Source organism: Luteimonas sp. AC640a (genome assembly GCF_979256585.1).
Genome location: NZ_CEEDOV010000010.1, coordinates 343,880 through 361,526 on the forward strand (window position 1 = coordinate 343,880; position 17,647 = coordinate 361,526).

At 67.1% G+C, this 17,647-nt stretch carries 18 protein-coding genes; 8 read left to right on the plus strand and 10 right to left on the minus strand.

Going from position 1 to position 17,647, the window contains the following annotated elements:
* Positions 1-77 precede the first annotated feature (77 nt).
* Positions 78-695, plus strand: coding sequence for a TetR/AcrR family transcriptional regulator (locus tag ACZ9YD_RS10660; RefSeq protein WP_465075185.1), 618 nt, complete (start codon positions 78-80; stop codon positions 693-695).
* Positions 696-738: 43 nt separating this feature from the next.
* Here the strand turns inward: ACZ9YD_RS10660 and ACZ9YD_RS10665 are convergent, their stop codons facing one another.
* Positions 739-1,029 carry a hypothetical protein gene (locus ACZ9YD_RS10665; RefSeq protein ID WP_465075186.1) on the minus strand — a complete coding sequence of 97 codons (291 nt, stop codon included), beginning with the start codon at positions 1,027-1,029 and terminating at the stop codon, positions 739-741.
* Between the two features lie 125 nt (positions 1,030-1,154).
* Positions 1,155-1,598, minus strand: a complete 444-nt coding sequence (locus ACZ9YD_RS10670) for a hypothetical protein (protein WP_465075187.1) — start codon at positions 1,596-1,598, stop codon at positions 1,155-1,157.
* Between ACZ9YD_RS10670 and ACZ9YD_RS10675 the strand changes: the two genes are divergently transcribed.
* The 3 genes from ACZ9YD_RS10675 to ACZ9YD_RS10685 all read left to right on the plus strand — a co-directional run bounded on the left by ACZ9YD_RS10675 (position 1,597) and on the right by ACZ9YD_RS10685 (position 3,774).
* On the plus strand, positions 1,597-1,800 hold the full coding sequence (locus ACZ9YD_RS10675) for a hypothetical protein (protein ID WP_465075188.1): 204 nt from the start codon (positions 1,597-1,599) through the stop codon (positions 1,798-1,800). The genes ACZ9YD_RS10670 and ACZ9YD_RS10675 overlap by 2 nt on opposite strands.
* A 74-nt stretch (positions 1,801-1,874) precedes the next feature.
* Complete coding sequence (locus ACZ9YD_RS10680) at positions 1,875-2,414, plus strand: pyridoxamine 5'-phosphate oxidase family protein (protein ID WP_465075189.1); 540 nt, start codon at positions 1,875-1,877, stop codon at positions 2,412-2,414.
* A 202-nt stretch (positions 2,415-2,616) separates the two neighbouring features.
* Positions 2,617-3,774 (plus strand): extracellular catalytic domain type 1 short-chain-length polyhydroxyalkanoate depolymerase, encoded by a 1,158-nt coding sequence (locus ACZ9YD_RS10685; RefSeq protein WP_465075190.1) that lies wholly within the window; start codon positions 2,617-2,619, stop codon positions 3,772-3,774.
* Positions 3,775-3,841: 67 nt separating this feature from the next.
* Here the strand turns inward: ACZ9YD_RS10685 and ACZ9YD_RS10690 are convergent, their stop codons facing one another.
* On the minus strand, positions 3,842-4,444 hold the full coding sequence (locus tag ACZ9YD_RS10690; protein WP_465075191.1) for a hypothetical protein: 603 nt from the start codon (positions 4,442-4,444) through the stop codon (positions 3,842-3,844).
* A gap of 167 nt (positions 4,445-4,611) precedes the next feature.
* Here ACZ9YD_RS10690 and ACZ9YD_RS10695 point away from each other — a divergent pair, with 167 nt between their 5' ends.
* The gene (locus ACZ9YD_RS10695) at positions 4,612-4,938 is read left to right on the plus strand and encodes a hypothetical protein (RefSeq protein ID WP_465075192.1); all 327 of its coding nucleotides are present in this window, start codon (positions 4,612-4,614) and stop codon (positions 4,936-4,938) included.
* Between the two features lie 71 nt (positions 4,939-5,009).
* Here ACZ9YD_RS10695 and ACZ9YD_RS10700 read toward each other — a convergent pair whose 3' ends face one another.
* From ACZ9YD_RS10700 to ACZ9YD_RS10715, 4 genes are all read right to left on the minus strand, one after another.
* Positions 5,010-5,510 (minus strand): CIA30 family protein, encoded by a 501-nt coding sequence (locus tag ACZ9YD_RS10700; protein ID WP_465075193.1) that lies wholly within the window; start codon positions 5,508-5,510, stop codon positions 5,010-5,012.
* Positions 5,507-6,487 carry an NAD(P)H-quinone oxidoreductase gene (locus ACZ9YD_RS10705; protein ID WP_465075194.1) on the minus strand — a complete coding sequence of 327 codons (981 nt, stop codon included), beginning with the start codon at positions 6,485-6,487 and terminating at the stop codon, positions 5,507-5,509. The genes ACZ9YD_RS10700 and ACZ9YD_RS10705 overlap by 4 nt, the downstream gene beginning before the upstream one ends.
* Before the next feature lie 101 nt (positions 6,488-6,588).
* Positions 6,589-6,873, minus strand: coding sequence for a hypothetical protein (locus ACZ9YD_RS10710; RefSeq protein ID WP_465075195.1), 285 nt, complete (start codon positions 6,871-6,873; stop codon positions 6,589-6,591).
* A 222-nt stretch (positions 6,874-7,095) separates the two neighbouring features.
* Positions 7,096-9,018, minus strand: coding sequence for a putative bifunctional diguanylate cyclase/phosphodiesterase (locus tag ACZ9YD_RS10715; protein WP_465075196.1), 1,923 nt, complete (start codon positions 9,016-9,018; stop codon positions 7,096-7,098).
* Positions 9,019-9,365: 347 nt separating this feature from the next.
* Here ACZ9YD_RS10715 and ACZ9YD_RS10720 point away from each other — a divergent pair, with 347 nt between their 5' ends.
* Positions 9,366-9,914, plus strand: coding sequence for a DUF805 domain-containing protein (locus ACZ9YD_RS10720; protein ID WP_465075197.1), 549 nt, complete (start codon positions 9,366-9,368; stop codon positions 9,912-9,914).
* A 75-nt stretch (positions 9,915-9,989) separates the two neighbouring features.
* Here the strand turns inward: ACZ9YD_RS10720 and ACZ9YD_RS10725 are convergent, their stop codons facing one another.
* The gene (locus ACZ9YD_RS10725; protein WP_465075198.1) at positions 9,990-10,337 is read right to left on the minus strand and encodes a hypothetical protein; all 348 of its coding nucleotides are present in this window, start codon (positions 10,335-10,337) and stop codon (positions 9,990-9,992) included.
* Positions 10,338-10,475: 138 nt separating this feature from the next.
* On the opposite strand from ACZ9YD_RS10725, the gene ACZ9YD_RS10730 reads away from it, so the two are divergent.
* Both ACZ9YD_RS10730 and ACZ9YD_RS10735 read left to right on the plus strand, forming a co-directional pair.
* The gene (locus ACZ9YD_RS10730; RefSeq protein ID WP_465075199.1) at positions 10,476-10,835 is read left to right on the plus strand and encodes an excalibur calcium-binding domain-containing protein; all 360 of its coding nucleotides are present in this window, start codon (positions 10,476-10,478) and stop codon (positions 10,833-10,835) included.
* A gap of 65 nt (positions 10,836-10,900) precedes the next feature.
* Complete coding sequence (locus ACZ9YD_RS10735; protein ID WP_465075200.1) at positions 10,901-12,478, plus strand: sensor histidine kinase; 1,578 nt, start codon at positions 10,901-10,903, stop codon at positions 12,476-12,478.
* A 33-nt stretch (positions 12,479-12,511) separates the two neighbouring features.
* Here ACZ9YD_RS10735 and ACZ9YD_RS10740 read toward each other — a convergent pair whose 3' ends face one another.
* Positions 12,512-13,927 carry a hypothetical protein gene (locus ACZ9YD_RS10740; protein WP_465075201.1) on the minus strand — a complete coding sequence of 472 codons (1,416 nt, stop codon included), beginning with the start codon at positions 13,925-13,927 and terminating at the stop codon, positions 12,512-12,514.
* A 30-nt stretch (positions 13,928-13,957) separates the two neighbouring features.
* The gene (locus tag ACZ9YD_RS10745; RefSeq protein ID WP_465075202.1) at positions 13,958-17,647 is read right to left on the minus strand and encodes a hypothetical protein; all 3,690 of its coding nucleotides are present in this window, start codon (positions 17,645-17,647) and stop codon (positions 13,958-13,960) included.

The following is a 17,647-nucleotide window of genomic DNA, read 5'->3' on the forward strand; positions in this document are numbered from 1 at the left end:
GATCCATGGTCAGGAACTACACCGTGCAGTGTAGTTATCGAATCGGAAAAGTAAACCCCTCGGTGTAAACTTGGCCGATGCCCGGATCCGATCCCGCGACGACCCGCCTGACCGACCGCAAACACGCGGCCATCCTCGATGCCGCCGTGGCCGAATTCCGCGCCGCCGGTTTCGAGGCGACCACGATGGACCGCATCGCCGCGGCCGCCGGCGTGTCCAAGCGCACCGTCTACAACCACTTCCCGAGCAAGGACGCGCTGTTCCTGCGCATCCTCGAAGAGATGTTCGCGCGTGGCGTCGGCGGCCCCGATCTCGCCTACCGCGCCGACCGGCCGCTGCGCGCGCAGCTGTTCGAACTGGTCGACCAGAAACTGCGCCTGCTCGACGACCCGCATTTCGTCGATCTCGCCCGCGTCGCCATCGCAGCCGGCCTGCATTCGCCCGAACTGGCGCGGCAGATGCTCGAACGCCTCGGCGATCGCGAGGAAGGCATCACCACCTGGGTCCGCGCCGCTGCCAAAGATGGCCGTCTGAAGATCGACGACCCGCTGTTCGCCTCGCATCAGCTGCAGTCACTGATAAAGGGCTTCGCGTTCTGGCCGCAGATGTCGATGGGCCAACCGTCGCTCGATCCCGCGCAGCAGCGTCAGGTCGCCGAAGGCGCGGTCGACATGTTCCTGGCGCGCTACGGCTGAGGCAGCCGCGCGCGTCGACGCGCTGTGCGCGCGACGTCACCAATCAGGTATCGACAGGCCCGTAGCGCAGCCACAGGCTGGCCATGCGGGCATCCTCGAACACGCGCGCATCCAGGCCCGCGCCCATCGCTGACAGCACGCAGTACTCGACGGTGTCGAGGCCATGCGGTTTCACATGCGCGATCCGCAGGCGTCCGAGTCGCGGGCCCACTTCACGGACCAGGTAGAGCCACTCCGCCGCGGTCAGACCCGGACCGACCAGCTCGTCCACCAGCAGCAGTGCCTGCGCCGGCTGCAGTTCGACCTCGTCCGCAATCGCATGCCAGTACTGCATCGTGTGGGCGAATGTGTTCCTGCCGCGCACATGGACATGGAGCAGCGACTCCGGCTTCCGACGCACTTCAATCTGCAAGTCGTCTTGCATACGCGCCTCCGCGAGCCTCCGTACCGGTCTGCCAGTCAAACGCAATGTGCATCCGCGACCGGTCGAGGCCGGCGAAACGCATGCCCTGTGTTGTCCGCTGCGCGGTGGTGCCCCACCACCACACGCCACCCGCGCAGGTGAAGCCCGCCTGTCCACGCCCGCCACACGCGCAGATGAATGCCACGGAATCGCCCGGGATTCACACCGTCCAGTGCAGCGTCGCGCTTCCCTCGAACGCGACGAATCGACCATGCGCCGCACACCGATCCGACGTGATCGAGATCCAGAGCAAGCGCCTGCCCATTTGCAGCGCCAAGACGACGCGGCGCCTGCCGGAATCCGGACGCCGCACCCCGACGCGCCAGAGAGCAGCCGCGCTCCAGCCGTCCAGGTTTCAGCACCTGCTCCACCACACCGCGCGCCAGCATGATCCGCGACGCGTCTTTCCCCGCTCCCCTTTCAAACACAGGAATACCCATGGGACTTCTCAGAATTGCCGCCGCCGGCGCACTCGGCTACTTCGCGTATCAGGCCTGGCAGCGCCGCTCGACCGCCGCACTCGAAATCGAAGAAGACGCACCGGCGCGCACAGACCGCTCGCTGGTCACCAACGTCTCCGACGACGCCAACCGCGCGTCCTATGAAGACGCGACATCGACGCCGGGCGCCAGCGCGCACTGACGTTTCCGTCTACTGCGCGCCGCGCCGACGACGGCAACGCGCGCGGCTTCGCAACACATCTTCCGGAGACACTGATGGACTCGATCAACCGCAACCAGCCCGAACACAACCGCGAAGACCTCGCCGGCACCGACGCCGCTGCGCGCATTCGCGACATGACCAAGGACGCCGAATCATGCTTCTTCTGCACCACGCCGCTGTCCGGTAGCGAGACCGGCGGCACGCGGCCGATGTCGATCGAAGAGGCCGACGAATCCGGCGCGCTGTGGTTCCTCAGCGCGTCCGACAGTCACAAGAATGCGGAGATCGAAGCCGATCCCGCCGTGCGCCTGTATTTTCAGGGATCGAAGCACTCGGGCTTCCTCGCCCTCGACGGCCACGCGACGATCAGCCGTGATCGCCAGCGCATCGAGGACCTGTGGAACCCGATCATGAAAACCTGGTTCACCGAGGGCAAGGACGACCCTCGCATCACCGTGATCCAGGTCAAGCCGACCGGTGGCTATTACTGGGACAACAAGCACGGCGATTTCGTCGCCGCGTCGAAGATGGTCGTCGGTGCCGCGATCGGCAAGACGCTCGACGATTCGATCGAAGGCCGCGTCTCGCCCTGAACGACCGGTGCGAGGCGGGGCGCATCGCCCCGTCTCGCGCCCATGCCATCGGGAACGCCGCCATAACCGTTCAGGCGCCTTTGTTGCACCGCGTCATTACGCTCACATGCTCGATCGTAGGCTCGGCGAGCGGACTCCCCCGCTCCGCCTGGCGCCTCTCTTGAAATCCTTCAGTTCCCTGTTCCGCCGGCACGCGCCGGCGATGACCGCACTGGTTCCCAAATCCATGCTGGACCGCGGCACCGCAGGTGCGCAGCAGATCCAGACCACTATCCAGGATGCGTGGTCGTCCGCGGGCATCCGCGCCGATGGCAATGCGACCGGTGTACAGAAGACGATCCAGGACGCGCTGCAGCAGGCCGGTCTTCTGGGGGTGCAGGACGCGCCTGCGCAGACCACGTCCGCAGATGACGCAGCGCCCCGAGGCACCGGATCGACGCAGGACACGAGTGCTCGCCTGCGTGGTGCCGAGCCGACGACACGCACCGCACACGGTACGACCACCGAACACAGCTACAGCAACCACGCCGGCACGCGCAGCTACACGCTGTATGTGCCGCCGGGACTCGATGCGCACGATGCCGCCGCCGCGCCACTGATGATGATGCTGCACGGCTGCACGCAGACGCCTGCGGACTTCGCGGCCGGCACGCGCATGAACGCCGTCGCGGATGCGCACGGTGTGATCGTGGTGTACCCCGCGCAAACCGCACGCGACAACGGCCAGAAATGCTGGAACTGGTTCCGCAGCGAAGACCAGACGCGTGACGCCGGCGAGCCCGCGATCCTCGCCGGCATCGTCGACGACATCGCCGGCCATCACCGCGTGGACGCGCGCCGCGTCTACGTCGCCGGCCTGTCCGCCGGCGCGGCAATGGCGGTGATCCTCGGCCGCACGTATCCAGACAAATTCGCCGCCGTCGGCGCGCATTCGGGTCTGCCCTTTGCCGCGGCCACCGACGTACCCGGCGCATTCGCTGCGATGCAGGGTCGCAGCAAGCGGCCCGAAACATTGCCCGGGAACGATGCGCAGCGCGTGCCGACGATCGTCGTACACGGTACCGCCGATCACACCGTGCGACCGGAGAACGGCAGCGCGATCGTGGCCGATGCCACGTCCGGCAACACGACGGTCGCGCCGTTGCGCGCAGAGATGTCCGGCACCACGAAGATCAACGGTCGCGAATGCACGCACACCGCGTTTGTCGATGCAGAAGGCCGCGTCCGCGTGGAGCACGTGCTGATTGCCGGCGCCGGTCATACGTGGAGCGGCGGCGATCCGTCAGGCAGCCACACCGATGCCAAGGGGCCCGATGCATCCGCGCTGATCCTTGCGTTCTGCCTGCGTCAGAAGCACTGATACCGATCAGGGCAACCGAGGCTGCCCTGATGTGCTGGATGAATTCTGCGGCGCCGCTACAGCCGCATCAGGGCCCGCACTGCCAGCGACCTTCGATCGTGCGGCTTGCGCCGTCAGCGCGCAGATAGGTCAACGTCGCCGGACGCGGCGGCGATTCGCCACCGCCGATCGCTGCGCCCGTTTCTTCGATGCGGATCGTCTTGCCCTGTCCGGTGAACGTCGGGTTCTGGGTCATGCCGTCAAACCCGCCCGGTGCACGCACCGGCTCGACATACCCGGCAACCTTCACGATGCCCAACGCGGGATCCTGCGAGCCGACGACGCCCATCGCGTGGAGCAACGGCTGCTGGCCGTCCGCCGAAAAACTGCAGGCCAGTTCGCCCGACAGATTCGCGCCGGTCAGATCGGCCTCGCTCAAGGTATCGAGCACGATCTCCGATCCATCACCCCCCACGGTGCCGCTCGCAGCCACCGGTGCAGGTGCGGCAGGCTCGGGCGCGACTTCGTCGGCAGCGGTCGGTGTCGGCGCGATCGCAGGTGAATCGGCAGCCGGTTCGGCGGCGTCGCCGGCGGGCGAACACGCGGCGAGCAATGCGGTCGAGAACACCGCGATGGCCAGCGCCTTCGCGATGGAAGAGGGTTCAAGCGCAGCGGATTTCGTCTGGGACATGCAGACCTCATACGTGGCGGCCGCGCTTCACATCGGCGGCCCGGAGCACCGATCCTCGCCGCGCACGCCTTCGCATGCCGTGAAGTGCGCATCGCGTCGCGTATGCGTTCAGCACACGATGTTCGTGCCTAGACTCGCCTGCCACCACATCCCATCGCGCACACCGCATGCCGGAACTGCTCACACCTGACGGCCGCTATCTGATCGTGCGCGGTCGACTGTGGCGCACGAGCAATCCCGGGCTGCCGGACGCAGAGCGTCAGCGCCTCGTCGACGCATTGATGGATGCACGCCGCGCGGTGAAGCACGCCAAGCACGCCGATGATGCAGACGCCCTCGCGCAAGCCCGCCGCGATGTCGATACCGCGAAGCACGCACTCGGCGAACGCGGCCCCGTGTGGTGGACCGATGGCACGCCGGACTACAACCGGTATCTGGTCAGGAATTCACCGTATGCGGGCTGGTATGCAAAGCAGTCGCGGCTGCGCACCTGATTCGCTGCGACAACTCGCAATTCGCGATTGATGATGAGCGCCGCTGCGATCGCAGCCAGTCCGTAACAGTGCTATCGCGCCAGCGGCCTGATCCAGTCGACTTCCAGCCCGAATTCGCCGGCATCGCCATCACCGATCAGCAGTCCGATTTCTTCGACCTTCGACAGGTCCAGCGTCGGGCCATCGAGCACGGTGCCGCGATACGTCGGCTGCATGCCGGCGAACTCGACGGTCACTTCGATCCACTCGCCGGCGCGGGTTTCGAAGTCACCACGCCAGGAGACGTTCGAACCGCGATGCCGTGCGTCCGTGGCGATGCGCAGCTGATAGGCGCGTCCATCACCGCGGACGCGCAGGCGCATCGCAGTCGCACCATCGAGATTGAAGGCACTGCGTGCGCGGATCGAGGCGAAGCCGCCGTTGTCGTCCAGCGATGTAGCGCCGCTGAAGTGCAGCACGCCATCGCACACGGCGACGCGGCTGCGGGAGTGTCCACCCATCACATCGTCGTCGAGGGTGATCCAGTGCGCGTCAATCGCGCCGACAGGAAACACGGCAGGCGTCGCGCTCATGCAACCTCCAGCACGACCTTGCCGAAGTGCTCGCCGCTTTCGAGATACGCATGCGCGGCGGCGGCTTCGGTCAGCGGAAATCTGCGATCGATGATCGCGTTGACGCGTCCTTCGGCGATCCATGGCCAGACGATGCGCTCGACAGCAACGGCCAGGCGCGCTTTCTCGTCGGCGCTGCGCGGGCGCAAGGTGGACCCGGTGATCACCGCCTGCTTCTGCATGACCTTCATCACCGGCACCTGCAGCGTCGGTCCACCGAGCGTCGCGATGTAGACGATGCGGCCCTTCGGGTTCAACGCGTCCAGGGTGGCGTCGAACGTCGGTGCGCCGACCATGTCCAGCGCCACGTCGATGCCCCCGTGTTCCTTCGCAATCGCGCCGAAATCCATCGTCGAGGTGTCGATCGAGACGTCCGCGCCCAGTGCGTGGGTGCGCGCGGCCTTGTCCGCGCCGCGGCTGCTCGCCAGCACATGCGCGCCGGTGGCCTTGGCCATCTGGATCGCAGCGACGCCGATGCCGGAGGTCGCGCCATGCACCAGCAGCCATTCGCCCGGTTGCAGCGCACCGTGTTCGAACACGTTGGCGTAGACGGTGAACACTGTTTCCGGCAGCGCCGCCGCGTGCGCCCAGTCGAGACCGTCCGGGATCGGCAGCACATGCCGCGCATCCGCCACGGCGTATTCGGCATAGCCGCCCCCTCCCAGAAGCGCGCAGACGCGATCGCCTTCCTTCCAGCGTCCCGCACCACGCACAATTTCTCCCGCGACTTCGAGGCCCAGCGTCTCGGGTGCACCGGGCGGCGGCGGATACGTGCCGCCGCGCTGGGCGATGTCCGGTCGATTGACGCCCGCCGCGCGCACGCGGATCAGGACTTCGCCGTCCTTGGGCACCGGCCGCGGCACCTGCACCGGATGCAGCGCATCGGCATCGCCCGTGCCACCGCGGATGGCGATGGCGGTCATGGTCTGCTCTGGCATGGCACTGTCCTGCGGTCGCGAGCATGGCTCGCAGAGGGCATCACCCTAAAGGCGCGTGTGTTGCGATCAAGTGTTGCCGCACCACGCAATGCCCGCGCACGTCAGTTGATCGCCTGTCCGGCGTTGATCGTGCGATGCGCGCGATACCGCGTGACGACCAGCATCTCGACACCGTGAACCGGGCCGATCGAGCGCGCGTCGTAGAGTTCCGCCGTGTCGGCGCGTCGCACGCGACACCAGCGCCTGAAATGCACGCACCAGACGCGGGCGCCGGGTCGATTGCTGCGCGCCAGAAAGTCCTCCAGCGCGAAGACTTTCGACTCCTGGCCGATGGCGCTCTCCTCCCAGAACGGGATGTCCAGCAGCCAGTTGTATGTGTTGGGCATGGCATCACCTGCAGCGTCGCACCTGGGCACAGCAGTGCCCGGACTTCGGTAGAACGGCCTTGGTGGCCGTCAAAGGACACATTCCGTCTCTCCGGACGGTCTCGCTTGTTGCTGTGCCGCATACGCGATGGATCGAGAGTGCGTTGCGCGCGGCCGGATCACCGCCTGCAACTCGCGGATCACTGCGACGGCGCACATCCCGCATCGCAGGGTCCAACGAGCTCAGTGCGAAAACGGCGCCTGCGACTCCACGGGCGCTTCGAGTACACGGCACAGGTCCGCGCTGGGCATCGCCTTCCCATACAGCCAACCCTGCAGCCGATGCACGCCGGCCGCAGCGAGCGAGGCGGCCTGCGCGCGGGTCTCCACGCCTTCTGCAATGATTTCGATCTCGAACGCCGCGGCCAGCCCCACCACCGCCCGCACGATCGCCAGGTCCGCAGCGCTGTCGGGCAGTCCCTGCACGAAGCTGCGATCGATCTTCAGGGCATCTACCGGCAGGCACTTGAGATAGACCAGCGACGCATAGCCCGTGCCGAAATCATCGATCGCCACCTGCACGCCCATGGCCCGCAGCGGACGCAGGATCTCGAGCGCGCGGTCGACATCGCGCATCAGCGTGGTTTCGGTGAGCTCCAGGCTCAGACGCGTGGGATCGAGCCCCGAGGCATCCAGCGCGGCCTGTACGTCTTCCACCAGACCGGTTTCGTCGAACTGACGCGCCGAGACATTCACCCGCACGCCCGGCGCCTGCTCGCCCGGGCGCGCCGGCCAGGTCGCCGCATCCTGGCAGGCCTGACGCAATACCCAGCGTCCGACCGCCGGCATCAACCGCGACGGCTCCAGCACGCCGATGAATTCGCCTGCAGTCCGCAGCTCATCCCCCACCCGCCAACGCAGCAGGGCTTCTGCCGCCGCCCAGCGCCCGCGCTCTGCGTCGTACTCGGGCTGGTAATGCAACTCGAATTCCCCTCTGGAGAATCCATCGCGCAGCGCGCGCTCGAAGCGCAGTGCCTCCAGCAGCGCCACGTGGTGTTCGGTGTCGTAGATCGCGTAGCCGAACCGTCCCGCAGCGCGTGCCTGCGCGGCGGCCTCTTCGCCTTGCTGCAACAGCAGCAACGGGTTCTGACCGCCGGCATGCCCGGCCACCGAAATGCCGATGCTCGCGCCCGGGTCGACGTCCACGTGTTGCCAGTCCATCGATTCGAGCACGCTGAGGATCGCTTCGGCCAGGCGGATGACCGAGCGCTTGCCGGGATGGGTCGCCACCAGAAAACTGAAGCCATCGACGCCAGTGCGCGCAAGCTCGGTGTCACCGCCCATCAAAGGGCGCAGGACCTGGGCGATGCGCCCCATCACGGTATCGACACTGGGCGCACCCGCCGACCAGACCGCACCGCCGCTGACATCCACCTGCAGATGGACGACCGCCAGAACATCGTACTTACGGGACGGTCCACCCAGGAAACGCTGACGGATCAGCTCTGTCATGTAGTCACGATTCGGCAGGCCGGTGGCGGTGTCGTGCAGGCGCAGATGCTCGACTTCGGCCTCGGCCCGACGCCGCCGGGCGATCTCGAACGCCATGGCCACGTAATCGCCCATGCTCGCGGCAAAGGTGGTTTCCTCGCGCGACCAGACCCGCGCAGCGGCGAGACTTTCGTGACAGATGAGACCCTGCAACTCGCCGCCGACGAACGCCGGCGCATCGAGCATTCCGTGGATGCGATGGCGTTGCAGATAATCGCGCAACGCCAGATGGGAACGGGCCATCAACGCATCGCGCTGCAGCTCGTCCATTTCCAATGTGCGCACGTCGTCGAACGAAGCGATGTAATCGTCCTCATCCAGCGGCAGCGTTTCCAGATGCTCGGGCGGCATGCTCTGTGCGGTGATGGCGTCGTAGGCGTGCAGACAGCGCAGACAGAACGCGGCAGGTTCGTAATTCCACACGCTGACGCGTTCGATCTGCAACGCGGTAGCAGCCGTCTGGCAGATCGATGCGATGGCCGTCTCGAACGTGCAGTCCGGACTCCAGACCGTGCGTGTCAGCGCGACCAGCGCGCGCGTGAAGCGCTCGCCCGCGTTGGCCTCCTCCAGTTGCGACCCCGTTGGCCGCACAGGTCTGAACATCTGCAGGGTCATCGGCCCACCTCACGTTCCCTCGAGGCGTAACAAGCACATCCCGCGGATGCGTCGAGCACTCGTTCAGCACAGTACGCCCAAAAGCGGCGCACAGTACCGCGCGCGCGATCGGACCGCCCAACGGATGACGCATGGACGAAGTGCGACGCTGGCGCACGTCGAGAAAGCCAAGGCGTGCACAACGTGGGCGCAAGGGCCCGGGTTCCAACCGAGGCTTGATTGCACTCCGGTGCATCGGAATGTGCTGTCAGCCGCATGTCGTGCCCGTGTCGGGTACAAGTCGTAGCGCTGGGCCGGCGTGCGGCAGGATGATGACCGGAATTCGTAACAGATTGCCGAGGCACCTCATGCACATCAACAGCGTCTATCTCCGTGAGCTGCGGACCGCCCAGCGTTGGTCGCAGGAGCAACTGGCCGAGCTCAGCGGCCTCAATCTGCGAACCATCCAGCGTCTCGAATCCGGGGCGAAAATCTCGATCGAATCCCTGCGTGCCCTGGCCGCCGTCTTCGAGGTGCCGGCCGAGCAGCTGTTGCTGGGCGCGCCGGCACCCAGCCAGCCGGCGCTCGCAGCGATGCGCGACGGCGTGCTGCGCGGCCTGGAGTTCACGGGCACCACCCGACGCGCGGACTTCTGGTGGTTCGCGCTCGCGGTGGCGATGGTGCTGGCGCTGGCCAGCCTGCTCGCCGAGGCGGCCGGCCCGCTGCCACTACAGATCGCATCGCTGATCGTGCTGCTGCCGTGGGTCACCGCCTGCACCCGGCGCCTGCGCGATGCCGGCTTCAATCCCTGGTGGCAGCTCATCAGCCTGGCACCGGTCGGCGGCATTCTGGTGCTGCTCTGGCTGCTGAGCTATCCGGCGAAGTCGGAGGCACCGCTCGTCGCATCCGCAGGTTGAGGCGACTTGCCGCGCACGCGCGGTCAGCACCGCGGCATCGGTATCGGCGGACACCCAGGCCACGCCGCATCGCAATCAATCGCCCTGCGCTTCGTACTCCCGCAGAAACGCCTCCAGCGGCATCAGCGCCTTCGGCGGCAGATCCGCGTCCAGCAGCGGCGCAGCATTGCGGCGCGCCCCGATCCAGCGCGCCATGAACCGCCTGGCCTGCGCCGGCGAAGCTGCCGTCCCGGCATACTCCCGCCGGCGCCACTTCAGCCAGTAGCGCCCGCCCGGATACACCGCCCCCACCGCTTTGCCCTTCCACATCAGCATCATGACGCCGGCGCATGCGCGCCATTCGTAGAGCAGCGGGATCGAGCGCAGCGGCCGACGGGCCACGCCGATCTCTTCCCGCAGCAAGGGGTTGGTCTGCCATTCCATGGGCGCATGGTGATCGGCCGCCGGGTCACCGAGTGAGACGCCTGGCGTTCGCACGCACGGGCGTCGAATGGTTACGGCATCAGGCAACGTGGCGCGGAAGGCGCAAGCTGTCAGCGACTTCATGACCGCGACGCCAGAATGCCTCGACCGTCCTGCCGCCTGATCGCGCTGCTCTGCACACTCGGCGTTGGGGTCGCGCACGCCCACGGCGGCGGCCTCAACCGGGATGGATGCCACAACGACCGGAAGACCGGTGGCTACCACTGCCATCGCGGTCCCGCTGCTGCGCATTCCGTGCATCCATTGGCACCACGCACCACTCCGGAGGCGCAGCAGCGGCCGACTGGTTCCGGCGTACAACCGGCAGCAATGCAACGCACCTATCGCAACTGCGCGGACGCACGCGGCGCCGGTGCAGCCCCGGTACATCGCGGTGATCCGGGTTATGGCCCCCATCTGGATCGGGACAACGATGGTGTGGGGTGTGAGTCCAAGTAGGCGCCTGGATACCGACTCAGGGCAACGACGACATCGCACTTGCGGCCTTCCCGTCACTGCAGCGTGTGATCCGCGACCCGCGCAGACGCCGCGAAACACGATGTCCGTATCGCACACCATCACACGGCGCGGTCGCGCTTGCCGTGCCACAGGTTTGTTGCGATCTTTTCAGGACCCGGGCGCATTCTCGCCGACGCGGCGCACGCGGCGCACGCGGTAGCAAAGCACCACTCTTGCGTATTCTCAGCCAACGCTGTGGATCACTGGATCTCACGCTCACGAAGGTCTTCAGCATGCATTTCGTCTCCCGATGGCTCGATGTGCCTGCGATCCTGGAGCCCGTCGATCGCCGCAACGCGCCCATGTTGCAGATCGTCCTCGGGGTGCTCGGCACCATTCCGCCGCTGCTTTGGCTATACCGGGTCTTCGGAAGCGGACTTCCGTGGCAACCGGGCGAGACCGCCTCGCTGATCACCAGTCTGGTCATCAGCGCGGTTGCCGCCTGGTCGTTGATGCTGATCCGTCGCGGACGCTTTCAGTGGGCGATCCGGCAACTTCTGGTAGTCGTCGCCAGCATGATGCTCGTCTCATACGCGATGGCCGGCTTGATGTCGCACACCTTCGAGCAGCCGATCCAGGTGATGTGGCTCCTGGTGGCGGGCATGATGATCGGCCGTGGCGCGCTGTGGGCGATGTACGTCGTCCTGGTCATCGCCATGGTGGCAGGTGGTTATACCGACGCCACTCGGACCGGCGAGCCTCTCCTCCCGACGTTCGCCGACGTGGGCGTGCGCTCGGTGATGTTCCTGTTGATCACCATCGTCGTTGACCGCACGTCGACAGCCCTGCGCAGCAGCCTGGCCGAGGCCACCCGGCAGGCCACGGCGCTGGCGGAGGCGAATGCGCAGCTGTCGGAAGAGATGACCGCGCGCGAACGCGCACAGACCCAGCTGCTGCATGCGCAGAAGGTCGAATCCATCGGCCGCATGGCGAGTGGCGTGGCCCATGACTTCAATCATCTGCTGACGCTGATGCTCGGATACGTCGAGCGGGGACGTCGCAGCAGCGACCCGCACGAGATCGATGCCGTGCTGAGCGGACTCGACGTGGCCGTGCGTCGGGCCACTGCGATCACCCACAAGCTGCTGCATTTCGCACGCAACGATGCGAGCCATCCGGAATATTTCGACGCGGCGGAAGCGCTGCGGGAGACCGTGCCGATGCTGCAGCAGACGCTGGGTCCGCGCATCGCGCTGGATCTGAATCTGGCGGAGACCGCTGGCCCGATTCTCTTCGACCGGGGGCAGTTCGCCCTCGCGGTGCTCAACCTGACCGCCAACGCCGCGCAAGCGATGCCCTATGGCGGCCGTTTCGGCATCCACCTGAGCGCGTCGGATGCAGACGGCGAGATGCAGCTCGATCTCGTCGATACCGGACACGGCATTCCACCCGACCTGCAGGCGCGGATCTTCGAACCGTTCTTCACGACCCGACCGGCAGGCGAGGGCACCGGGCTGGGCCTGGCCGTGGTCGCGGGCCTCGTCGAGGATGCGGGTGGCACATTGACCGTCGACAGCACCCCCGGCCAGGGAACGCGCTTTCGCCTGCGCCTGCCACTCGCGACCGACCAGGTCGCGGCCTAGCGTCGACGCGCTCGCCTGCGTGCGGGCATCACATCAGGGCGTGCCGGTCGCTTCGCAGGTGAACCCGATCTCGATCGTGCCGCCAGCCGGCCAGGTCGGGATGACCAGTCCCGCACCCTGCAGGGCGGCCATCGTCGGCGATGCCGGACAGACCGCGCCTGCACTAGCGCTGCACGTGGGCACGGCCGCGCTGCAGTCGAGACCCGCGACCGCCGGATCGCGCACCACGGCGCCGTCGGCATCGGCGCCACCGGCGTGTGTGACGAGCAGATTGAACGTGACGGGATCACCGACGGCGGCGTTGGCCGCGGACGCGGTCTTCTGGATCTGCAGGTCGAGATCGTCATCCAGCAGGGTCCACGTGGTGGCCGCGTTGGCGGTACCGCCGCACGCCTCGGTCGAGCTCAGCAGGAAATCGTCGGGGCTCGGTGCCAGTGCGAGTTCCACGGTGCGTGTGCCATCGATGATGGCGTTGCCGATCGACGTGAGTCCGAGAGGAAGGAGCACATCCCCCTCGTAGGTGCCGGCAGGAATCACGACGCTGAAACTCGTGCCGCCTGACGGTGTCGTGTAATCGGTGGCGAGCACCGCGCTCCCGCCGGTGATGGCGACATCGATGGTCAGATCAGCCTCCAGCGTGCCCACGATGCGCAGGGACGGTGCGCCTGCACCCGCGCCCTCGACCGTTTCGAAGCCGGCGCCGGCCAGTTCGATGAAGGGCTTGAGGACCACCTGGATCTCGTCGAGGAAATTGCCGGTCGTCGCGGTGCCCGAGAGCGCTTCGAAGCCGATGTTGGTGACACCGCCAGCGCCTGCATAGGCGAACTCGCCGTCGTAGTCGCGCCAGCCGTCGGGGCCTGCACTGGACCCCGCAGTGCCGATGAACGTGGAGGTCACGCCGCCGTCGCCGGTATTGGTGGTGCCCACCTGCACGATGGGTGCGGTGCCGAGCAGAAACTGCATCTGGTCCGGAACGGTGGCACTGCCACGTCCCTTGTGACTGAAGCGCCAGCGCACCTCGTCCCCCGGCACGAGACACACGTTCTGCGAGATCCGCGACAGCTCGGAGGCGTTCAACTCGGCCAGCTGGGCACCATTGCGTGCGTTCACGGTCAAGCCGCCGTTCGTGCGCGGCGTGCGCCACAGCTCGATGATCGGCGCCGTCGCGCCGACGACGAAACCGGGCGGCGTTATGCAGCCTCCGGAATTCTCCTGCGGCTGCGCACTGTGCGTGGTGGTCCAGCCGGGCACGTACTGCTCGGCGATATAGACGCGACACCCCACCGTCTGCAGGTTCGGCTGCTCGAAGCTGAGATTGATGAAGCTGCGCTGCACGGCCGCGACGCCGACCTGCGCGGACGCGCCGCCTGCAGCAGCGGTGAGCGCCAATGCGGTCGCCACGGAAAGCGCGGCGCGGCGACGGGCGGAAGCGGGGCGATGATCGATCATGAGCGAAGCCTTTGCGTTACCGGAGCGGCGTCAGTAGCTGCCGACGAAGTTGATGTAGAACCCGCGGTGGTCGTAGTCGAGATCGGTGAGGTCGTCACTGAAATCGGTGAAGTTGTAGCCCACGCCCACGCGGAAGTTGCGGCCAATGTCGCGATCCACGCCGGCCATCCAGCCTTGGCGCGTGCCGCCGTCGTCGACGTCGAGCCAGCGGTACTCTGCAAGCGCGTGCCACTTATGCAGCAGTTCGTAACGCAGCTGGCTGGCGGCGAATGTCGTCGCCGAGTCGAACCATGCGCCGGTGCCGCGGCCGTAGCGCGCTTCGCCTTCGCGGCGTGCGAGCTTGCCGGCGACTTCCCAGCGATCGTCGATGCGGTACACGCCTTCAAGCGACAGCACCTGCGACTTCTGGTCGTAATCCGCGCCGCCCAGCTGGCCCAGCGTCGCCAGGTCGTACAGATAGGTGTAACGGCCGAACACGCCCCAGCGCGATCCATCCCACGGGCGGTACGCGAAACCGAGGTTGCTCTCGATGAACTTCGCGCTGGCGCGCGGATCGAGATCGTCCTGGGTGTCGGCGTAGTTGAACCGCGCGGCGACGCGCCAGCTTTCGTTGAGGCGATGCTGCACGCGGTTGGTGGTGATCCACTGCGTGCGACGTTCCGCGCCAGTGTCCTCGCGCCACTCGATCTTGCTCTGCCAGTCGGTGACGTTGGACGTGCGACCGCCCGAGACGCTGATCGCGCGCCGGTCGACCTGGCCGCCATCGCGCGTGGTCAACTCGCCGTCCGACAGCGTGAAGCCGAGGTTCCAGCCCACGCCCGGATAGAAATCCATGCCGTAGGTATGTGCGAGGCCCGACTCCTGCCGGCTCTTGAGGAACTGGCTCTCGTTGAAGATGTTGACCTGGTTCGACAGGCGCCAGCGCTGGCCGAGCGTCCAGCCGTTCTGGCGGGTCGGGTTGAACAGCGGGTCGTACTCGGTGGTGTCGGTCGAGTAGGTGTAGGCGCCATACAGCGCGTGCTGCGACGAAAGACGGTACTCACCGTTAACCTGTGCCGCGTCGCCGCGATCGCCGGTCGTGACTTCACCGCCCAGCGTCGAGAGGTTGGCGAAGTTGTAGCGGCCGCCGAGCGTGAACGCATCATTGTCCGCGTAACGACCATCGTCATCGTCGAGCGTCAGCTGCGCGACGCCGTAGACGTCGAGCGAGGTGCCGAAGCGATGCGTGTAGCGCAACGCGCCGAGCGTGCCGGCGATGTCGGCCATTGCTGCGCGCTCTTCCTGCACGCGACGCAGTTCGGCAGCGAGCGCGGAGACGTCGGAGAAGCGCCACTCGGTCGTCGCCTGCGCCTGCACCAGCGCATCGACGCCGCGTTCGGCGCGGCTGTAGCGCGCGTAGAAGCCGATGTCGGACGTGAACTCGCCCAGCACTTCGGCGCCGTATTCCTCGATGTCGGCGCCCGTGTCGAAACGTGCGACCGAGAAACCGGCATCGACGCGACGCCACCATGCACCCGTGCTCCAGTCCTGCGTGGTCCAGCCGAGCTCGCGGAAGTTCGCGCGCAGTTCGACCGCACTCGCCTCGCCTTCGCGCGGACCGACCGGGTTGAGCTGGGTGAAGGTGAAACCGCCGTTGTCGGAGAAGAACACCGGCGCGCCGGTGGACTCGGTGCGGCTGTGCTCGAGCTTGAGGTAGGTGCCCTTGCCGGCCTGCAAGGTCAGGTCGGCCGACATCAGCGTGTAATCCTCGCCCGCGCGGTTTTCGTCGACCCAGGTCGCGCCGAGGCCGACGTGATCGCCGAACCACTGCTTGGCGCGCACGCCGGCGGCGATTTCGTCGGGGTCGAAGCCCGCCGGCACCCATTCGTAGTCGACGATCAGGCGCTGCTCGAAACCATCGAGCGGTGCGTCACGGGTGATCGTGGGCACGTTGTCGCGCGACACCGGCATCAGCGGGCGCGTCAGGATGATGCGGCCCTGCAGCTCGTCGATCTCGTAGTCGGCGCCGCGCAGCAGCACGGCGCGCGCTTCGACACGGCCCGTCGTCGGGTCGCGCGTTTCCACGACCACCTGTTCCGACCCCGGCAACACGTCGGTGTGGCGCAGGTAGTACAGGCTGCCGCCGGTGCCGACGAACTCGCTGTGGCCCGGCGCGGTCTGCGCCTCGGATCCGAACGCACGCAGTTCGCTGACCGGGTCGCCCCAGACGTTGGCCGCGCGCGAACGCCAGGCCAGCGCCGCGCCGTAGAGCGCACGCTGGTACTGGCCGTACTCGGTGCCGGTGAAACCGGTCGAGAAGTTGCCCCACAGCGCCTGGTTCTTGTCCCAGTCCATGCGCACGTAGAAGCGGCCCATGGTGTCGACGTCGCGGTACGTCGTGGAATCGTCGCCGTAGCTCGGGTAGTACAGGTCCGGATCGACGCGGCGGAAGATGTCCTGCGGATCGGCGGCGGTGAAGCCGTCGAACAGATCGCCGAGCGGGCGGTTCTGCGTGTCGGCCTGCGCGGTGATCAGATATTTGCCACCGATCTTGCCCTTGCCGTAGAACGCCAGGCGGCCGTCGCTGAGGATGTCGTCTTCGCGGCCGGCCAGTGCCAGTTCGCGGCCGGGGCCGCTGGCCTTGTTCTGGAACACGGTGACATCGGCAATGCCGACGCCGAAGAAGTAGCGGCCGCTGACGTCGACATCCAGCGCGTGCTGCGCGGTGTCGCCGTTGCGGTTCTTCAGGCCGATGTCGAACCGGTGCTGGCCGACGGGCATCAGGTATTCGGCGACGAACTTGAGTTCCAGATCGACCGGATAGCTGTCGCCGTTGATCAGCAGCGTCTGGCCTTCGGCCAGGTTGCGGCCCTGGATGCGCACGCGCGAGCCGTACACCGGAATGTTCTGCTGGCGCAGGCCGTTGCCGGAGAACACGGCATCGACCAGCGACTGCGTGGCCGCCTGGTCCGTGGTCAGCGCGGTGCCGAGCGCACGCTCGGTGCCGGAGCGCAGCATCTGGTCGCCGCGATCGGCCTCGGCCGGCGTGACCAGCTGCAGGCGATGCGTATACGTCTCGTCGAAGTGGCCTTGCGCGTCGTAGGCGCGCAGCACGTAGACCAGCTCGTCGCCGGGACGGAACTGGCGGCCGGCGGGCAAGGTGCCGTCCCACTCGGCGTCGGCGACGGCCGCGTGCGGCAGATCGAACTGCGCGATCGGTTCGATCAGATCGACATCGCTCGCGCGATACAGCGTGAGCTCCAGGCGATCGATGAAGTCGACGTAGTTGCTGCGCGCGTAGAAGCGCACCGGACGCGTGATGCGACCGGCTTCGAACGGCGCCAGCGACGGGCCGGACACCGACAGCTCGGGCTGGCCGAGATCGGGATCTTCGGTCGCCCAGATCGCACCGCCACCGGGCAGCTGCACCGAGAAACGACCGAGCGCGGTCGCGCGTCCCGGCTGCTCCAGCGCCACGCTGACGCGGCGATCGGGCTGCAGCGCGGCCGACGACGAGCGCGCGGACGTGCCCGTGGTCACCGGCTGGTCGAAGCTGCGCGTGCGCAGCTGGAACAGCGTCGCATCGCCGTCGCGGCAACCCGACGCGTCGCAATCGATCGAGCTGCCGGTCGGCGCTGCAGTCGCGGCTTCCGTCGCGACAGCGTCCTGCGCCGTCGCGGCTGCCGACGCCATGCTGGCCAGGATGCCCAGCAGGGTGGCGTCGAGCAGTTTCATCTTCAT